The organism is Gymnodinialimonas ceratoperidinii, from assembly GCF_019297855.1.
Taxonomy (GTDB): Bacteria; Pseudomonadota; Alphaproteobacteria; order Rhodobacterales; family Rhodobacteraceae; genus Gymnodinialimonas; species Gymnodinialimonas ceratoperidinii.
The window spans coordinates 3,073,474-3,087,743 of record NZ_CP079194.1 but is presented as its reverse complement, the minus strand read 5'-3'; the positions used below and the strand labels follow the sequence as shown (position 1 = coordinate 3,087,743).

Genomic DNA, 14,270 nt, shown 5'->3' with positions numbered 1-14,270 from the left:
ATTTGGCGCGTTCAGGTGCCGAAGGCGCGGGTTGGGTCCTTCACGTCCTCGGCCGCCGAGAGCAGAGCGTCAATGATGTGATCGAGATCCGCCTTCTGCAGTCGTGCGGGCAGGCGGGCGTCGCAGGCGCGCATCAGCATTGCGCGGGTCTGCGGCAGGTCCGGTAGATCGCCGGGGATGAACTGCCAGTTCCAGAAGGCGCGCGCGTTGTCCGTGCTCAGCCCGAAGATCTGCACCTTCACACCCCGCGCCGCGGCGGCATCGGCGAAGGCGCGCGCTTCCGCGTCGCCGTCGAAGCCCTGCAGGTTGAACTGGATCGAATCCGGCGCCCGCTCCTCGGGGCCGAGGGGGTCGGGGACGCTCATCCATTCCGAGGCGTTCAGGGCCGCGGCCACGTAGTCGTGGTTGCGGCGCCCGTCGCGTACCCGGCGCGGCAGCTCCGCGAGTTGCGGGCGGATCACCGCCGCGCTCAGGTTCTGCATGCGCAGGTTGTAGAGCGGCAGTTTGTTCTGCCAGCGCCCGAAGGCTTCCACCAGCTCGGCGTCGTCGCCGTGCTTCGACCAGTTGTGCTCGTAGGCGCCCGACATAATTACCGCGCGCGCCACCAGGTCGGCGTCATCGGTAATCATGATCCCGCCTTCGCCGGCATTGATCATCTTGTAGGACTGGAACGAGAAGCAGCCGACCCGGCCGATGGTGCCGATCTTGCGTCCATGCCACTCGGTGCCGAGGGAATGAGCCGCGTCCTCGATCAGCGGCACGCCGGCGGCATCGCAGGCCGCCGCGATGGCGTCCATGTCCGAGGTGTGGCCTCGCATGTGGCTGATCAGCACCGCCTGAACGCCCGGCAACTTCGTCATGAAGTCGGTCATGTCGACGCGGTAGTTCTCGCCCACCTCGCAGAGCACCGGCTGCATGCGCGCGTGCACGATGGCCGAGGGGACGGCGGCGAAGGTGAAGGCGGGGATCATCACCTTGGCGTCGCGCCCGAGGCCCAAGGCCTCCAGAGACAGGAACAGCGCCGCCGAGCAGCTCGAGACGGCCAGCGCGTATTTCGTGCCCATCATCTGCGCGAACTCGCGCTCCAGCAGGGCGACGGGCGCATCCTCAGGGGCGGTGTAGCGGAACAGGTCGCCGCTCTGCAGCAGGCGGTCGATCTCGGCGCGGGCGGTCTCGGGGATCGGTTCGGCGTCATAAACGTTCGGAGCGGGCTGCGAAGACATAGTTTCACCATTTTGGAATGTGCGATTTCGATTTGCTTATACAATCAGCCGGACGCGACAGGAAAGCGACAACATCGCGGGGGCGGTCAAACGCCGGAAAATTGCTCAGAGGCCGATGCGATCGCGCAACGCGTACCAGCTCATCGCGAGGGTGAGGATCGGCGCTCGCAGCGCGGTTCCCCCTGGAAACGTTGGGATTTTCAGAGCTTCGAAGGTGCTCAACCCCGCGTCCTGGCCCAGAACGGCCTCGGCCATGACCCGGCCTGCCATGCCGCTCAGGGAGACGCCATGGCCCGAGAAACCGGCGCCGGACAGGATGTTGGGCGCCACGCGCGCGACGTGTGGCAGGCGCGAGGGCGTGATCCCGAGGGAGCCGCCCCAGACATGGTCGATCCGCACGCCCTGAAGCTGCGGGAACAGCCGCTCCATCCGAGCTATCAGAGCTGTCTGGATGTCGCGCGGGAAGCCAATGGAATAGCTCTCGCGCCCGCCGAAGAGGAAGCGCTTCTGGTGGTCAAAACGATAGTAATTCACCACGAACTTGCTGTCGGACACTGCGATATCGCGGCTCAGCACTTCCTGCCAGCGATCGGGCAAGGGCTTGGTGGCGGCGATGAAGGAATTGATCGGCATCACCCGCCGGTTCACCTCGGGCAGGATGTTCGGCAGGTAGCCGTTGCCCGCAACGATGACATGGCCCGCGTCGACGCGGCCCCGCGGGGTCTGCAGGCGGACACGGTGCCCGCGCGCCACGTCGCTGACCTCGGTCCGCTCAAAAATCACGGCGCCAGCGGCTTCGGCCATGCGCGCCAAGGCCAGCGCGTAGGCCAGCGGCTGCAGGTGGCCGCCGCTCTCGTCCAGCGTGCCGCCGACATAGGCCGGAGCCTTGACCAGTTCGGCGAACGCATCGCGGCCCATGACCTCGATCTGCGTGCCGTAGTGGCGCGCCATGTGATCGGCCTCGAGCCGCGCTTCGGCAAGGTCGAGTGCGCCGTATTCCCCGTGGGCCACGCCGGGACGGTAATGGGTTTCGGGAGCGGCGGCGCAGACCTCGCGGAGCTGTACCTTGGCGGCTTCGGAGAGGTCCCAAAGCGCGCGGGCGCGGTCTTGCCCAAGCCGTTCCTCCAGCGCGCGCTGGCTGAGATTGAACCCGGAGTGGACCTGTCCGCCGTTGCGACCCGAGGCGCCGAAGCCCACCCGGTGTGCGTCTAGCACCACAACGGAGCGACCGGCGCGGGCCAGTGTCAGGGCGGCCCAGAGGCCGGTGAACCCGGCGCCGATGACCGCGACGTCGGCCCGAACCTCGCCGGTCAGGGGCGGCCGCTCGGGCGCCATGACCTCCGCGGCATAGACCGAGGGCGCGTGCTGGCCGGGGCGGTCGTTGCGATAAAGCGCGCTCATGGGGTGGTCTCCGTCGGGCAGGCGATGCTGATCCGCCGTCCCTCAACCAATGCGCGCAGGTGATCCTGGGTGAGGCATCCGGCGTCGACGAAATCGGCCAGTGTCCGGGGCCGCGGGTCGGCGGCGGCGGCGACCGGTTCAGGGGATTGAGATGTCGAGAGCGTCGACGGTGGAGCCCGCCATATCGGCCCGTCCCACAGCAGCAACGCAAGCGCCCCGCCGCTGGCGGCGATCAGCGCGGTCTCGATCCACCACGCCGGGCTGCCGGGGATCGTCTCAGACATTCATCAGCAGGTGCTCCCGCTCCCAAGGGCTGATGACATGGAGGAATTCGTTGTATTCCAACTGTTTGACGGCGGAATAGATGGTGCAGAAATCCTCGCCGAGAACCTGCCGCACGCCGCGGTTCGCTTCCAGAAGTCCGAGCGCGTCGCCAAGCCCGCGCGGCACGCCACTGTCGGCGGAATAGGCGTCGCCGGTGAATTCCTCGGACGGGCCTTCCCCCTCGATCAGGCCAAGGTAGCCGGTGGCGAGGCTCGCGGCGATGCCGAGGTAAGGGTTGCAATCCATCCCCGGCAGGCGGTTCTCCACCCGGCGCGCGGCGGCGTCCGATACGGGGACACGCAGCCCCGTGGTGCGATTGTCGCGGCCCCATTCGAGGTTGATCGGCGCGGCGAAGTCGGGGACGTAGCGGCGGTAGCTGTTCACGTAGGGCGCCAGCAGCGCGATCACGGCCGGCATGTTGCGTTGCATCCCGCCGATGAAATGCAGGAACGCGGGCGTTTCGGCGCCCTGGGCATCGGAGAAGATGTTCTGCCCCGTCGCGGCATCGACGACCGAGTGGTGGATGTGCATCGCGCTGCCGGGCTCTCCGGCGATAGGCTTGGCCATGAAGGTGGCGTACATGTCGTGGCGCAGCGCTGCCTCGCGGATCATCCGCTTGAAGTAGAACATCTCGTCGGCGAGCTTCACCGGGTCGCCGTGGCGGAGGTTTAGCTCGATCTGTCCGGCGCCGCCCTCCTGCAGGATGCCGTCGATCTCCAGCCCCATGCTCTCGGCGAAGTCGTAGATGTCGTCGATGACCTGACCGTATTCGTCGACGGCGGACATGGAATAGGCCTGCCGCGCCGCTGCGCGCCGACCCGAGCGGCCCATCGGCGGCTCGATCTCGCGCGCCGGGTCGGTGTTCGGAGCGACAAGGTAGAACTCCATCTCGGGGGCCACGATCGGCTGCCAGCCGCGCGCCTTGTAGAGATCGACCACGCGTTTGAGCACGTTGCGCGGCGCGAAGCTGACCGGATCGCCGTTCTGGTCGTGGATGTCGTGGATCACCTGCAGCGTCCAGTCCGCCGTCCAGGGGGCGGGCAGGGCGGTGTCGAAATCGGGCGTCAGGATCATGTCGGGCTCGGTGAAGCCGCCCGCCACGTCGTCAGCCCAGTCGCCGGTGATGGTCTGGAAGAAGATCGAGTTGGGCAGGTAGAACTGTGCCTGGCGCGCGAATTTCGCCCCTGGCATGGCCTTGCCGCGCGCCACGCCCGCGAGGTCGGAGACGATGCATTCGACCTCATCGAGGGTGCGCCCCTCGAGATAGGCACGCGCGACATCGGGCAGCTTGTCGTGAAACGCATCCATCGGGTTCATTTGGAGAAATCCCTGGGTTGCGTGGCGTCTGCGCCTTCCAGCACGTCGGCCATCCAGTCGGCGATCAGCCGGTTGTCGTTTGGCTTGTCCAGGGCGGCTTGCGCGGCCTCGACCCTTTCAGGCTCCACGACGTCGCCCTTGAGGTCGATCAGCGTGGCGATGACGGAGTTCTCGAACTCGGGGTGCGGCTGCGTGGAGAGGATCCGCGGGCCGATGGCGATGACCGCATGGGCGCAGAAGTCCGAGGCGCCATGGACCGTGGTGCCTTCGGGAAGGCGGGTGACCTGGTCCTGGTGCCAGGCGTTGAGATTCAAGGTCTGGTCGCCGATCCGGTATTCGGTGCGGCCGACGGACCAGCCGTTGGGGAATTTCTCGACCTTGCCGCCAAGGGCCTGGGCGATGATCTGGTGGCCGAAGCAGGAGCCCACGAGGGGGATTTCGGCGTCCTGGATCGCGCGGATGAAGTCCTCCAGCGGCGGGATCCAGGGGTGATCCTCGTAGGCGCCGTGTTTCGATCCGGTCACAAGCCAGGCGTCGGCCGCCTGCGGGCTGTCGGGGAAGTCGCCGTCGACCACGGACCAGAGCGTCTGGGTGAAGCCGCGGTGGGCGAACAGGTCGTGGAACAGCGTGGCGTAGGGGCCGTCGGTTCGCGCGACTTCGTCGGGGACATGGCCGGTCTGGAGGATGCCGAGGTGCATGGGAGGCTCGCGTGGTTGGAGGTCGGAGTGGTCGTTTGGGGCAGTGTAGCAGTTGGGGGGCCAGCCCCCCAATCCCCCCGCCGTATTTGTGAAAAGATGAAGGGGGGCGGGTCAGACGGTATCGAGGTAGAGTTCCTGTTGTTCCTCTGGCGACAGTTCGGCCATGTAATGAAGCTCCTGGCGCTTGGTGGCGAGAAAGGTGTCGCGCAGTTCGGGGGCGAAGATGCGGGCGATCTCAGGCGAGGCGTCGAAGGCCTCGATCGCCTCGGCCCAGGTGAGGGGGAGTTGCGGCAGGTCGGCGCCGTAGGCACTGCCCTGGATGGCGGGCGCGGGGGGCTGGCCCTGCTCGATCCCGTCGAGAGCGGCGCCGAGGACGGCGGCGAGGAAGAGGTAGGGGTTGATGTCGCCGCCCGCCACGCGGTGCTCGATCCGGCGGGCCTGCGGGCTGCCTGCAGGGATGCGCAGCGCGGTGGTGCGGTTCTCGTAGGCCCAGGCGGCGGCGGTGGGGGCGTGGGCGCCGGGCACGAAGCGGTCGTAGCTGGTGGCGTGGGGGGCGAAGATCAGCATCGAGCCGGGCATGGCGTTCAGACAGCCGGCAATCGCGTGGTGCAGGGTCTCGGAGCCCTCGGGGCCGCCGTTGTCGAAGACGTTGTTTCCGTCCGCGTCGAGTACGGAGAAGTGGGTGTGCAGCCCGTTCCCGGCGTAGTCGGGATAGGGTTTGGCCATGAAGCTCGCCGCGAAGCCGTGGGAGCGGGCGAGGCCGCGCGTCAGCACCTTGAAGAGCCAGGCGTCGTCGGCGGCTTTCATGGCGTCGGCCTGGTGGTCCATGTTGATCTCGAACTGGCCGGGGCCGGCCTCGGAGATCATCGTGTCGGCGGGAATATCCATCGCGTCACAGGCGTCATAGAGCGCGGTGAGGAAGGTGTCGAAGGCATCGAGTTGGCGCAGGGCGAGGATCTCGGCCTGCTGGCGGCGGATGCCGGAGCGGGGCGACGGCGGCACGCGCAGTTCGCGGCCCCGGTCGTCGATGATGTAGAACTCCAGTTCTGTGGCGACCACGGGGGTCAGGCCGCGGGCCTTGTAGCGGTCCACCACGCGGGCCAGCGCGTGGCGCGGGTCGCCGAGGTAGGGGGTGCCGTCATCGTGGAACATCCAGATCGGCAGGAGCGCCGTGGGGGTGTCGAGCCAGGGCACCGGGACGAGGCCGCGGGAGGTGGGGTAGAGGATGCCGTCGGGGTCGCCCGCCTCGAACACCAGCGGGCTGTCGTCGATGTCCTCGCCCCAGATGTCGAGGTTGAGGACGGAATAGGGGAAGCGGGTGCCATTCTCGATCGCCTTGGTGGCGAAGCGCCGTGCCACCCGTTTGCCCCGGGCCTGTCCGTTGAGGTCGGCGGCGACCATGCGGATGGATTTGATCTGCGGGTTGTCGTGGAGAAAATCGGCCGGGGCCTGGGGGGTCGTCATGGGACACACTTGGGTGAGGAGGCTACGGCATCTTCAGTACGCGCGGCGCCGGAACCTCGCAAGCGGCGTTTGACGGCTCGCTCAGCGGATCAGGTTCAGGCGCGGGCGCAGGCGGCGCCGCTGGTCGCGGGGCAGATGCCGGTTCAGCCGCGCGTTGATGGCCCCGAAGAGCGCGATGACGGCGAGCGCCACGAGGATGAAATAGACCGCCACGATCGGGTAGGGGACGAAGGGGTTGAACGTCCTGTCGGCGAAATAGGAGGCGTAATAGAGCGCGTCGCCGCGTTGTTGCATGGCGGGGAAGGAGCTGAAAAAGACCAGTGCGGTGGCATGGAACAGGAAGATCGCCTCATTGGTATAGGCGGGCCAGGCCAGGCGCATCGTGGTCGGGAAGGTGATGCGGCGGAATTTCTTCCAGCCGGTGAGGCCATAGGCGTCGGCGGCTTCCATGTCGCCTTTCGGGACCGAGCGCAGCGCCCCGTAGAAGATCTCGGCCGCATAGGCGGAGGTGTTGCAGAAGAGTACGATCAGTGCGCCGAGCCAGGCGCGGGCGAACCAGCGGGTCTCGGCCTCGATGGCGATGCCGAAGAGCTCGAATTCCACACCGGTGCGTGGCAGCATGACGAAGGCCTCGTAGGCCATGAAGAACTGGATGAAGAGCGGCGAGCCACGGAACAGGAAGATGAACCATTCTGCCGGTTTGCGCAGCACGGCACGCGGTGAGGCCTTGGCCACGGCCAGCGTGACGGCGAAGAAGAAGCCGAAGGCCAGCGCCAGAACGCCGAAGTAGATGTTCCAGATCATGCCCGAGCCGATCAGCACGATCTGTTCGCACAGCGACACCTCGCCCTGGGGCAGGGCGCGCTCGCCATAGCCGATCGAGCGCAGGGCGTAGGATTGGATCGTTTCAACGCAGCTCATCGGCAGGCTCCGGGGTGGAAATCCCTTGCAAGGGATTTGGCACGCCCTTGCAAGGGCGTGGGCAGTGCCTTGCAAGGCTCTGGGAAGACTTTTGCAAAAGTCTTCGCGGGGCGGGCGGAGGGCACGGCGGGGCGGGTCATGCGGCGGCCTTGCGCAGGGCCTCGCCGCCGGCGGTGGCTTGGCCGCGCGAGAGGCGGCGGGTCAGGCGAGCGAGGACGATTTCCGACACGCGGGTGAAGCAGAGGTAGAAGACCAGCAGGCCGAGGAAGTACCAGAAGCGCCAGTCGGGATGCGGATAGGCGAAGCGCGAGTTTCGCGAGCCGCCGATCTCGCGCGCCCAGTACACGATGTCCTCGATGCCGAGCAGGAACAGCAGGGGCGTGGCCTTGATCAGGATCATCCAGATGTTCGACAGGCCGGGCAGTGCGTAGATCCACATTTGCGGCACGAGGATGTGCCAGAAGACTTGACGCTGGGACATGCCGTAGGCGGCGGCGGTTTCCAGTTGCGGTTTCGGCACCGCGTTCATCGCGCCGTAGAGCACGTTACCGCAGAAGGCGCCGAAAACGATGGCGTAGGTGAAGGTGGCAAGGCCGAAGTTGTAGGCTTCGTGCACCCATTGCGGTGCATTGCCCTGCGGCGTGCGGGCGGCGTCGCAGACGAGAAAATTGGCACCCTGGCGGATCGGCTCGTCCCAGTCGGGGCAGGTTATGATGTGGCGGAGGTACTCGATCCCCTGATCGAGGACGAGGACGAAGAACAGGAAGAAGACGATGTCCGGCACGCCGCGTACCATCGCGGTGTAGGTCTTGCCGACGACGCGGGCGGGCAGGTTGTGCGCGCGGCTCGCGGTGGCCGCGGCGAAGCCGATGGCAAGCGAGAGGGGCGCGGCGATGGCCAGCAGGAGGCCCACGGTCAGGAAGGATTGGTAGAACAGCATGTGCACGCCGTTGGTCAGGTAGCAGCTGAACCAGCGGAAGGTGTCGAGGGTCGAAGGATCGGAGCAGAAGCTGAACATGGGTGGGTGCGGCGGGCCTGAGGATTTTCGTATTTGTGAAAAGGTGAAGGGAGGGGCGTGGCAATGCCGGGTGGCGGGGAGGAGCGGCGCGGCTCCGAGGGTTTATTGAACGAATATGGGGCTTAAGCAGGCGAATTTCGGTCTCTGTTGCGGTAGAGGCGCGGTGCTATCGACCGCGCCTCAGGTTTTTCTCCGGTCCTCCGCAGAGGGCCGGTCTTACCAGGTCAGGGCGTCCTCACCGAACCACTCGATGAGCAGTTCGTTCAGGCTGCCGTCTTCCTTCATCGAGGTGATTGCTGCGTCGAAGACCTCGATCAGCTCGTCGCCTTCGCGCAGGCCCATGCCGATTCCGCCGCCGAGGGTGACAGGCTCTAGGATGATCATCAGGTCGCTGTCTTCGTCAGCAATCTGGGTGAGGAAGTCGTTGTCGGCGAAGACCGCGTCGGCCTCACCGTTGCGCACAGCGGCCACGGATTCGTCAGGCGTGGCGAATTCCAGCAGGGTCACGCCTTCCAGCTCGGCGAGGTAAGCCGACTGAATGGTATTGGTCTGAGCCGCGATCACCGCGCCGTCGAGTTCCAGATCCTCATCCATGCCCATGAAGAGCGTCGGCGTGTTGGGAATATAGGCTTGGGTGAAGTCGATGACCTCATCGCGCTCGTCGGTGATCGACATGCCGGCGATGATGGTGTCGTAGTTGCCCGACGTCAGGTTCGGGATGATGCTGTCCCACTCGTTGGTGACCCATTCGCAGGTCAGCTCGGCGCGGGCGCAGAGTTCATCGCCGAGAGCGCGCTCGAGGCCGTCGACCTCGCCGTCGTCGTTGATGAAGTTGTAGGGGGGGTAGGCGCCTTCGGTGCCCATGCGCACGACGGAGTGGCCGTCGGCCATGGCCATGCCTGCGGTCAGCGTCAGTGCCGTTGTGGCGAGAATCAGTTTTTTCATTGCGGGATACTCCCTGTTGGTTAGCTAATTGGTAACCCAATCTCGCATAGCGCGATGGGGTCGTCTACGCCCGCGCCTGTCCGGAGCGTGGTCAGGCGGGTATTCGTGGGGTTACGGGACAGTCTCGCGCGCTGTTCGTCAACCTCCGCCATGGGCATGGGGCGAAGTGGCGTTACGGCAAGCAAGGTGCCGCCGCTCTCGAGTGGCAATCCGATACCCGCCCGCCGGCCCATCCTTCAGGCCGCGTCGGAGTGGCTGAGAAACTGGCGCAGACGCTCGGACTGCGCGTTGTTGCCGAAAAGCTCGGTGGGCGCCCCCTGTTCCTCGATCACGCCCTGATGCAGGAAAATAACGTGGGAGGAGATATCGCGCGCCATGCGCATGTCGTGGGTGACGAGGATCATCGTCCGGCCTTCCTCGGCCAGATCGCGGATGACGCGGATCACCTCCTGCTCCAATTCCGGATCGAGCGCGCTGGTCGGCTCGTCAAAAAGCAGCGCGCGGGGCTCCATGCAGAGCGCGCGGGCGATGGCGGCGCGCTGTTGCTGGCCGCCGGACAGCTCCGATGGCCATGCCTCGCATTTTGCGCCGATACCGACCTTGTCGAGCAGGGCGCGGGCGCGGTCCTCGACCTCAACGCGATCCTCGCCCAGAACTGTGACCGGGGCTTCCATGACGTTCTGCAGGACGGTCATGTGGGACCAGAGGTTGAAGCTCTGGAACACCATCGAGAGGTTGGTGCGGATCAGGCGGACCTGCTCGGCGTCGGCAGGGCGGCGGTTGTGACCCTCGCCTTTCCAGCGGATCGGGTCGCCCTCGAAAATGATCTCGCCGCGCTGGCTGTCCTCCAGAAGGTTGGCGCAGCGCAGAAGCGTTGATTTGCCGGAGCCCGAGGAACCGATCAGCGACACCACGTCGCCCGCCCGCGCGGTGAGATCGACCCCTTTCAGCACGTCGAGCGCGCCGAAGCTTTTGTGCAAACCGTTGATCTCGATCACGGGGGGGGTGGCGTCTGTCACGTGGTATCGTCCCTGAGTTTCGATCGAGTTGTGCCGAAATGCTCCGGAAATGCAACAATCAAGGCGCAGGTGCCGCAAGGGAACGCGGCGGATTCAGGCGCTGCGCGCGGTCGGCAGGTCGATCGGTACGGGCTCAGGCAGCGGCAAGTCGTGGTAAGCCGCGTCGGGCAGCGTCACGACGCCGCGAAGCATCAGCGTCTCGCGATGAGGCGCAGGCAGCGCGATGAGAGCCGCATCGACGGCGCGCCGCAACGCAGCAGGATCGTTACCGCGCGCGGTGATCAGGGTCTGCCCCGGCGACGGAGCGGTGCGGGCGATGATCCGTAGCCGTGGCGCTGTAGCATCGTAGCGCTGGATCATCTGCCAGCTGATCGCATCAATGCAGGCGATATCGGCGCGACCCTCGACCAAGGCGATGGCCGAGGCGCTATGGGCGCCGGTCAGGACCGCCTTGGTAAAGGCAAACCCATGGTCGCGACCATAGTTCCACGCGGCGCCCCACCCGGAGTGGCTATGGGCCTCGTTTACCGCAAGGCGCCCATGGGCAAAGGCCGCGGGCGTATCGCGCGGGTCGTCGGCGCGGGTGACGAAGTACGAGAAGTAGTGACCCGGTGGTGTGTCGGGCAGGGCGTAATCGCAAGTGCCGACGCGATGGGTGTGCCGGTGGACATGGGCGCGGTAAGGCAGGTTGCAGATCTGTCCGAGAAGCAGATCGGCACGGGTCCAGGTGGCGGTATGGGGTGTCACGTGATCCAGCCGGTCGGGCGCGGGCTGGCCGGTGTCGCGCAGGACGTCGCGGATCAGGGCGTAGAAAGCGTCATGGGCCGCACGCGTCTCGGCGCGCAGATACATCGGCAAGGTGGCGAGCATTGAGGAGGGTTTCCGTAGGGTTTGCCGCGTGCGGCTTGCCGGTGTCGAGGATCAGCGCGACGCCTCGACCCGGCGGCGCGCGAGGTTGCTGTCGCGATCGTTGATGCCGAGCATCGGGGCGACGAGGCGCATCAGCGCGTCTTCATCCTCGTCCCGCTCGCCATCCGCCAGCACGATGTCCCACAGCGCCTCGACCACGTCGAGACGGTCGTCGTGATCCACCGCATCCTTGATCGCGCGGGTGAACCGGACGGTATCGGGGGCCTGCGCCTCCAGCACCTCGGCCTGCGCGCGCAGGGTCTTGGCCTGGCCGGGCAAGAGGTCATAACGGTCGGCAAGAAGCGCGTCGATCCGCGAGATTTCCACCGCGGCATAGTCGCCGTCGGAGCGGGCCACCCGCACGAGCAGCGCGGCAAGCGCGAGGCGCGCGTCAGCTTGGGAAAGCGGTTCGGGGGCGGGCGCCAGAAGGCGATTGAGGAGATCGGATATCATTCCATAAGTATAGGCACGCGTTGTGGCAGGGGGAAGGGTCAAGACATCAACCGCGAAGCCTTTCCAAGCCAAGCGTGCTGCGCGAACGCCGCCGTCTGGACACGACGTCCTCCCTTCACCTTTTTCCAAATACGGAATCCTACCCTCGCCCCCAAGCGAAGCGTTTGAGAGGAAGCGACGCCAGACGGGGCCACGGCGCGCTTCAGGGGATGCGGATCTGGCCGCTGGCGATCTTGACCGCCTGACCCGCGACACGCACGGCCTCGATCTCGCCCTCGGCGGTGTCGATGGTCAGGCGCAGGTTCGAAGGGCGTCCCATCTCGACCCCTTGCCGCAGGGCGAAGGCGGTTGTGCCGGTCGCAGGCAGCCCGCCGACGGCGTTGAGTTGCCCCGCAAGGAGCGCAGTGGCGGAGCCTGTCGCGGGATCCTCTGTGATCCCGGCGGGCGGGTCGAACATCCGACCCTGAATCGCGTTCGGCCCGGTCGGCAGATAGGCATAGATCGCCCCCGTGCCGCCTGATGCCCTCATGACGTCAGTGTAGGCTGGCTCGGAGATGCGGCAGCGCGACAGCGCGTCGAGCGTGGCGAGTTCGACATAGAGGAACGACGGCCCACCCTCGAAGTGCCCGATCGCGGTCGGGGCGAGGTCGGCGGGCGGCAGGCCGAGGGCGGCGGCCATGGTGGCAGGGTCGGGCGTTGCCTCCTGCGCACGAGGAATTTTCGGCGCGGTGAACTCGGCGGTGCCGTCGAGGATGGTGACGGGCACGAGGCCTGCGACTTCCTCCAGTACCACTTGCGCCGAGCTCTCCGCCAGATGCAGGGCACAGCCGATGGTCGGGTGGCCGGCGAAGGGGATCTCGGCGGTTGGGAAGAAGATGCGGACCTTTGCCGTGTGGGCGGGGTCGTCCGGGGTTTGGATGAAGATCGTCTCCGACAGGTTGAACTGCCGCGCGATGGTCTGCATCTGCGCGGTGCTCAGGTCATCGGCGCCCTCGACGATGGCGAGCGGGTTCCCGGTGAAGGGCGTGTCGGTGAAGACGTCGTAGATGTGGAAATCGAGCATGTGAGCCTCCGCGTTTCCGGCACGGTCGCGCGCCTGCACCCGCGGCGCAAGGGGGGCAGACATGACAATGGTTGATGGCCATCATCGCGGGGGTTGCTCGGGGTTGGTGTTACGGCATTGGCGTCTGTGAGCATCGCCCTGCTGGCTAGGGCATGGGCGATTGCGACGTGGTTATGCGCTCCGTGCTGTACGGGCGCGCTCCAATCATTCGGGCCGGGCGCAGGCTGATGGGGCGGACCCTCCGGGGGCCGTATTTGGGAAAAGATGAAGGGTGTTTACACGGGGTGCCCGTGGGCATCGCGGCGCGAGCGTTGACTTGAGACGTGTTTGTGGGCCCCGATGGGAGAAGATCTAGTGGAGGTCTTTTTCCGGGAGGGGAGCGAATGGCGACAGGGCTATGTGAGATGCTTGGGGTCGACGTGCCGATCCTCTCGGCGCCCATGGGCGGGGCGGCGGGGCCGGAGTTGGTGGCAGCGGTCTGTGATGCCGGGGGGTTACGGGGTAATCCCTCTGTGGGGGAAGCCGACGGAGGAGGTCGCGGAGGGTATCTCGGCGGTCAAGGCCCTGACCGATCGCCCCTTTGCAGTGAACCTGAACCTGTCGCAGCCCTATGAGGCGGCGCTCGAGACCTGTGTCGCGGCCGGGGTGCATGGGGTGTCGTTCTTCTGGGGGATGGACCCGGGCGCCATCGCGCGGGCGAAGGCGGCGGGGCTGATGGTGATGTTGAGCGTCGGCACCGTCGCGGAGGGGCTGGCGGCCGAGGACGCCGGGGCCGACATCATCGTGGCGCAGGGATGGGAGGCCGGCGGGCACGTCTGGGGACAGGTCAGCACCTTGGCGCTGGTGCCGGCGATGGTCGATGCGGTCTCGATTCCCGTCGTCGCGGCGGGAGGGATTGCCGACGGGCGCGGCATGGCGGCGGCACTGATGCTGGGCGCGTCGGGCGTCTGGATTGGGACACGGTTTCTTGCAAGCCGCGAGGCGACGATCCACGCAACCTATCGGGCGCGGGTGCTGGCAGCGTCGGAGGCGGACACGGAATGGTACCGGGACCTCTACGACGGCGGCTGGCCGGATGCGCCGCATCGGACGCTGCGCAATGCGACATCGGAGAGGTGGCGGGATGCGGGCGCGGGGCCGCCCGGCACGCGCCCCGGCGAGGGCGAGGCGGTGGGCGCGCGACCGGGAGGCGCGCCGGTGCTGCGCTACCAAAGCTACACGCCGCTGCCGGGCACAACGGGCGACGTGGCGGCCATGTCGCTCTGGGCGGGGCAGGGTGTCGGCCTTGTGCGGCAGGAACAGGGGGCGGGCGAGATCGTCGCCGAGATCCCTGCCGCGGCGCGGGCCTGTCTGGAAGCCGGTCCCGGAATTCTGGCAGAGCGGTGAGGCGTAGGCGTGCCTGTCTGTGCGGTGGGGCGCCGAGTGCTTTCAGTGACGACCCGTCGCGCCGGTTTGACTTTGACTCGGGACGGCGTAGGGTTTAAATGAACAAGCGTTCAATTAATGGGAGGAGCG

General features: G+C 66.7%; 14 protein-coding genes. 1 reads left to right on the top strand and 13 read right to left on the bottom strand.

Features of this window, described 5'->3' with window-relative positions:
- Nucleotides 1–11: 11 nt before the first annotated feature.
- The 13 genes from KYE46_RS14980 to KYE46_RS14920 all read right to left on the bottom strand — a co-directional run bounded on the left by KYE46_RS14980 (nucleotide 12) and on the right by KYE46_RS14920 (nucleotide 12,818).
- Nucleotides 12–1,223: a DegT/DnrJ/EryC1/StrS family aminotransferase gene (locus KYE46_RS14980; RefSeq protein ID WP_219001626.1), complete on the bottom strand. Its 1,212-nt coding sequence runs from the start codon at nucleotides 1,221–1,223 to the stop codon at nucleotides 12–14.
- A gap of 105 nt (nucleotides 1,224–1,328) precedes the next feature.
- Nucleotides 1,329–2,624: an NAD(P)/FAD-dependent oxidoreductase gene (locus KYE46_RS14975; protein WP_219001624.1), complete on the bottom strand. Its 1,296-nt coding sequence runs from the start codon at nucleotides 2,622–2,624 to the stop codon at nucleotides 1,329–1,331.
- Entirely contained in the window at nucleotides 2,621–2,908 is a 288-nt protein-coding gene (locus tag KYE46_RS14970) for a hypothetical protein (protein WP_219001623.1), read from the bottom strand. The genes KYE46_RS14975 and KYE46_RS14970 overlap by 4 nt, the downstream gene beginning before the upstream one ends.
- Nucleotides 2,901–4,256: a glutamine synthetase family protein gene (locus tag KYE46_RS14965; protein ID WP_219005127.1), complete on the bottom strand. Its 1,356-nt coding sequence runs from the start codon at nucleotides 4,254–4,256 to the stop codon at nucleotides 2,901–2,903. The genes KYE46_RS14970 and KYE46_RS14965 overlap by 8 nt, the downstream gene beginning before the upstream one ends.
- A gap of 5 nt (nucleotides 4,257–4,261) precedes the next feature.
- A complete protein-coding gene (locus tag KYE46_RS14960; RefSeq protein ID WP_219001622.1) occupies nucleotides 4,262–4,963 on the bottom strand; it encodes a type 1 glutamine amidotransferase in 702 nt (233 codons plus the stop codon).
- 111 nt (nucleotides 4,964–5,074) lie between these two features.
- Nucleotides 5,075–6,427, bottom strand: a complete 1,353-nt coding sequence (locus KYE46_RS14955) for a glutamine synthetase family protein (protein ID WP_219001620.1) — start codon at nucleotides 6,425–6,427, stop codon at nucleotides 5,075–5,077.
- A gap of 81 nt (nucleotides 6,428–6,508) precedes the next feature.
- The gene (locus KYE46_RS14950; protein ID WP_219001619.1) at nucleotides 6,509–7,348 is read right to left on the bottom strand and encodes an ABC transporter permease; all 840 of its coding nucleotides are present in this window, start codon (nucleotides 7,346–7,348) and stop codon (nucleotides 6,509–6,511) included.
- A 136-nt stretch (nucleotides 7,349–7,484) separates the two neighbouring features.
- Entirely contained in the window at nucleotides 7,485–8,366 is an 882-nt protein-coding gene (locus tag KYE46_RS14945; protein ID WP_219001618.1) for an ABC transporter permease, read from the bottom strand.
- A gap of 216 nt (nucleotides 8,367–8,582) precedes the next feature.
- On the bottom strand, nucleotides 8,583–9,311 hold the full coding sequence (locus KYE46_RS14940; protein ID WP_219001617.1) for a transporter substrate-binding domain-containing protein: 729 nt from the start codon (nucleotides 9,309–9,311) through the stop codon (nucleotides 8,583–8,585).
- Between the two features lie 236 nt (nucleotides 9,312–9,547).
- The gene (locus KYE46_RS14935; RefSeq protein ID WP_219001616.1) at nucleotides 9,548–10,330 is read right to left on the bottom strand and encodes an ABC transporter ATP-binding protein; all 783 of its coding nucleotides are present in this window, start codon (nucleotides 10,328–10,330) and stop codon (nucleotides 9,548–9,550) included.
- A gap of 93 nt (nucleotides 10,331–10,423) precedes the next feature.
- A complete protein-coding gene (locus KYE46_RS14930) occupies nucleotides 10,424–11,200 on the bottom strand; it encodes a phosphate/phosphite/phosphonate ABC transporter substrate-binding protein (protein ID WP_219001615.1) in 777 nt (258 codons plus the stop codon).
- 51 nt (nucleotides 11,201–11,251) lie between these two features.
- Complete coding sequence (locus tag KYE46_RS14925; protein ID WP_219001614.1) at nucleotides 11,252–11,692, bottom strand: tellurite resistance TerB family protein; 441 nt, start codon at nucleotides 11,690–11,692, stop codon at nucleotides 11,252–11,254.
- Between the two features lie 202 nt (nucleotides 11,693–11,894).
- A complete protein-coding gene (locus KYE46_RS14920) occupies nucleotides 11,895–12,818 on the bottom strand; it encodes a PhzF family phenazine biosynthesis protein (RefSeq protein WP_247716852.1) in 924 nt (307 codons plus the stop codon).
- Between the two features lie 420 nt (nucleotides 12,819–13,238).
- On the opposite strand from KYE46_RS14920, the gene KYE46_RS14915 reads away from it, so the two are divergent.
- Nucleotides 13,239–14,141, top strand: coding sequence for an NAD(P)H-dependent flavin oxidoreductase (locus KYE46_RS14915; protein ID WP_219001613.1), 903 nt, complete (start codon nucleotides 13,239–13,241; stop codon nucleotides 14,139–14,141).
- Nucleotides 14,142–14,270 lie beyond the last annotated feature (129 nt).

Coding starts and splice junctions, on each gene's coding strand:
- KYE46_RS14980 (WP_219001626.1), bottom strand. CDS start 1,223: ATGTCTTCGCAGCCCGCTCCGAACGTTTATGACGCCGAACCGATCCCC.
- KYE46_RS14975 (WP_219001624.1), bottom strand. CDS start 2,624: ATGAGCGCGCTTTATCGCAACGACCGCCCCGGCCAGCACGCGCCCTCG.
- KYE46_RS14970 (WP_219001623.1), bottom strand. CDS start 2,908: ATGTCTGAGACGATCCCCGGCAGCCCGGCGTGGTGGATCGAGACCGCG.
- KYE46_RS14965 (WP_219005127.1), bottom strand. CDS start 4,256: ATGGATGCGTTTCACGACAAGCTGCCCGATGTCGCGCGTGCCTATCTC.
- KYE46_RS14960 (WP_219001622.1), bottom strand. CDS start 4,963: ATGCACCTCGGCATCCTCCAGACCGGCCATGTCCCCGACGAAGTCGCG.
- KYE46_RS14955 (WP_219001620.1), bottom strand. CDS start 6,427: ATGACGACCCCCCAGGCCCCGGCCGATTTTCTCCACGACAACCCGCAG.
- KYE46_RS14950 (WP_219001619.1), bottom strand. CDS start 7,348: ATGAGCTGCGTTGAAACGATCCAATCCTACGCCCTGCGCTCGATCGGC.
- KYE46_RS14945 (WP_219001618.1), bottom strand. CDS start 8,366: ATGTTCAGCTTCTGCTCCGATCCTTCGACCCTCGACACCTTCCGCTGG.
- KYE46_RS14940 (WP_219001617.1), bottom strand. CDS start 9,311: ATGAAAAAACTGATTCTCGCCACAACGGCACTGACGCTGACCGCAGGC.
- KYE46_RS14930 (WP_219001615.1), bottom strand. CDS start 11,200: ATGCTCGCCACCTTGCCGATGTATCTGCGCGCCGAGACGCGTGCGGCC.
- KYE46_RS14925 (WP_219001614.1), bottom strand. CDS start 11,692: ATGATATCCGATCTCCTCAATCGCCTTCTGGCGCCCGCCCCCGAACCG.
- KYE46_RS14920 (WP_247716852.1), bottom strand. CDS start 12,818: ATGTCTGCCCCCCTTGCGCCGCGGGTGCAGGCGCGCGACCGTGCCGGA.
- KYE46_RS14915 (WP_219001613.1), top strand. CDS start 13,239: ATGCCGGGGGGTTACGGGGTAATCCCTCTGTGGGGGAAGCCGACGGAG.